4 protein-coding genes are annotated in these 2,660 nt (G+C 42.3%); all 4 read right to left on the bottom strand.

Translation table 11 applies throughout. The features are described from left to right. A partial coding sequence (locus K2I50_RS08535) for a nucleoside-diphosphate sugar epimerase/dehydratase (protein WP_301025911.1) occupies nt 1-645 on the bottom strand: 645 nt, incomplete at its 3' end. Nucleotides 646-824: 179 nt separating this feature from the next. Next, nucleotides 825-1,418: an L-threonylcarbamoyladenylate synthase gene (locus K2I50_RS08530; protein WP_301025910.1), complete on the bottom strand. Its 594-nt coding sequence runs from the start codon at nt 1,416-1,418 to the stop codon at nt 825-827. Between the two features lie 245 nt (nt 1,419-1,663). After that, nucleotides 1,664-2,176, bottom strand: coding sequence for a hypothetical protein (locus tag K2I50_RS08525; protein ID WP_301025909.1), 513 nt, complete (start codon nt 2,174-2,176; stop codon nt 1,664-1,666). A gap of 10 nt (nt 2,177-2,186) precedes the next feature. Next, the coding region (locus K2I50_RS08520; protein ID WP_301025908.1) for a hypothetical protein at nt 2,187-2,660 on the bottom strand (474 nt) is incomplete at its 5' end.

Genomic DNA, 2,660 nt, shown 5'->3' with positions numbered 1-2,660 from the left:
TCCTAAGACGATATCACAAAATCGCTTCACATTCAATGACGACTCCGATACCCGGGCATGCCCGATGTTGACCAGCGGCTCGCCGGCAATCTTGTCGATACGCATCTGAGATGTAAGCATACGATAAAGATCCGGCGGTGTCAGCACATCTATACCAAGGGGTAGTATGCGGCATATTATATCCAGGGCCACAGTTGTGCCTCCTTCGTTAGGCATCACCACAAGACAGTCAAGCCGGCGCATCTCCACTTGATACATAAAGTCATCATCAGGCGAAAGACAGCCAAGTATGCGCATACCGCTCCAGCGGCTCTCATCGCGCAGACGCGATGCCATAGCCTCGGCCTCCTCTCCGTCGCCGACAACCATTGTGTTGCGCATCCATTTTCCGGAATAAACCTCCCGGCGCACATATGCCGTTATAATCAAGCGACCGGTATAGACAAATACAAACAGAAGTCCCCACAGATATGCGGTGTTGAGATAAATTATCAGACGTCGGTGTTCGTCATTGTTTATCAGTGCCAATGCAAAAAAGATGCAGGTGCCGGCAAGAGTGGATAGAATGGTGCAACCCAACTCCTGGGAACGCGATTTCAGAAACACATTATTGTAGTAGCCCGACAGCCAATATATCCCTATCATAAGAATCGGGAACAATGCCTGCTCAAGTACAACGCTGGAATCACACAAAAACTCACACAAGGACCCGTGCCTTACTCCACTATCAATATAATAGCGCAATGTATTGTAAAGCAATACAGCAACACCCGTCGTAAGAAAATCGACAGTTATATATATCAGTCTATGACGTTGCATCTGCGTCACGGGCGCAATACTGTAATTTGACCGTTAAAATCGATTTTTACCACTCTCGAGGGTGAACTCTCTGAAACTTCGTCGCGACGCGATGTGCATACATAGTCTACCGCTTCGATTATCGAAGATGATATATCAGAAAAATTTACCGCTGCAGGCTCTCCACTGACGTTGGCTGACGTGGATACAAGCGGACGTCCGAACTCACGGCACAGAGCGCTGACAAACTCCTCGCGCGGGATGCGCATGCCTACACTACCGTCAGCGGCAAGCACTTCCGGAGCCAGGTCTCGGCCACCGTCAATCACCATAGTGGTAGGCCGTTCATCGGGATTGGCAATCATCTGCGATACCACGTCGTGCAGCGGAGCTGCATGCTCACGCATCATGTCGCCATCTGCGACGAGGAGTATCAGAGCCTTGCTGTCGACCCGGCGTTTTATATCATAAATGCGTCTTACAGCAGTGCTGTCGGCTGCGTCACACCCGATGCCCCACACCGTATCGGTCGGATATAATATAATGCCGCCCCCGCGCAATACCTCGCAGGCACGCGCGATATCAACACCATACATATAGGAATCGCAACTTTTATCCATACGTTGTTAATATGAATTTAAGAATAACTTGCAAAACGCTGTCGGTCATAACAACTGTTATGACCGACTTATGGTTAGCCACACAACAAAATTAGTCAATGAATCTTAATCCACGAAATTTAGCGTCCCTAAAATCATATCCCAGCCCAAAATACTCATCAGGAGCACTATGGCAAGCTGTAGGCAATATGTCGCTTTAGCATTCATTATAACATTGACTTGTCAACTGATAATAGTTTACCCTTCTATCTTTTAGAATTCATTTGCTTACGTATTATTTCTCTCAAATATAAATTTAATTCATCTGAATAAGCATATAATTTACCATCAATCTCTACACCTTTAGTAGTAAGCCATATAATATTACAGCAGTTCTCACGATAAAGTATAATCTGTCCAATCAATGGTGGCGTAATGGACTGCCAAAAAAGATTACCAAGGGAATCCACTTGTAATACCACTGCCGGATTTGAATTAGAGTATCCTAAATCCTCTACAAACTCCAACGATACAAGTAAATCTATTATTTCAGCAATCGACTCTGACGATTTAATAATCCTCCGTTTAATGTTAGTTCCGGAATATTTTCTTACAAAATTAATCCTATAATCAGATATGACAACTGTTGTGTCGGCACAAACAGGAGGATATATGATGACACTTTTCATACCATCCCGATTTATCCATGCATGTTGTCCATTTGAATACATAGGGATGATACCAAACAAAACATATAGTATAAAAAGAATCTTTCTCATATTCATTAATTCATAACTCATGTATATATTCCCAAAAATCATCGGATAATTGATATCTCGCAGATTTTCGATCAAAAGTCGATATATTTAGCCAGATAATTTCGGGTAACGGATTATTCTGGACATATAGAAGCATTATACCTCTAATTTCGGGAGTAATAGGCCTATATTCAATGAATCCGATTACGTCAATTTCTTTTACGGCAGGACTATAGACATCATAATCCAAATCTTCAATCTTATATGATTGTTCTAAATTGCAAATAATCCAGTCAATATCCTTTTTATCTGTAATATAGCTTTTTCTGCTACCTATTGATATCCATAGCTCTAACCATGAAAAACGAGACAACTGTATTGGTGTAAATACTTTGCCTATAGAACAAATCTCTATTTTTTCCACCGACATCGTACGGCTACTTTGAGCATTGCCAACTCTCGGAATAAGAGAAAATATTAGAATAACGTACAGTATTTGTATAGT

The sequence above is a fragment of the Muribaculum sp. genome (assembly GCF_029051885.1).
In the GTDB taxonomy this organism is placed as follows: domain Bacteria; phylum Bacteroidota; class Bacteroidia; order Bacteroidales; family Muribaculaceae; genus Muribaculum.
The sequence above is the reverse complement of the archived record's forward strand: the minus strand, read 5'-3'. Positions and strand labels throughout refer to the sequence as shown.

Excerpts from the sequence above, each read along its gene's own strand:
- K2I50_RS08530 (WP_301025910.1), bottom strand. The coding sequence starts at position 1,418 with ATGGATAAAAGTTGCGATTCCTATATGTATGGTGTTGATATCGCGCGT.
- K2I50_RS08525 (WP_301025909.1), bottom strand. The coding sequence starts at position 2,176 with ATGAGAAAGATTCTTTTTATACTATATGTTTTGTTTGGTATCATCCCT.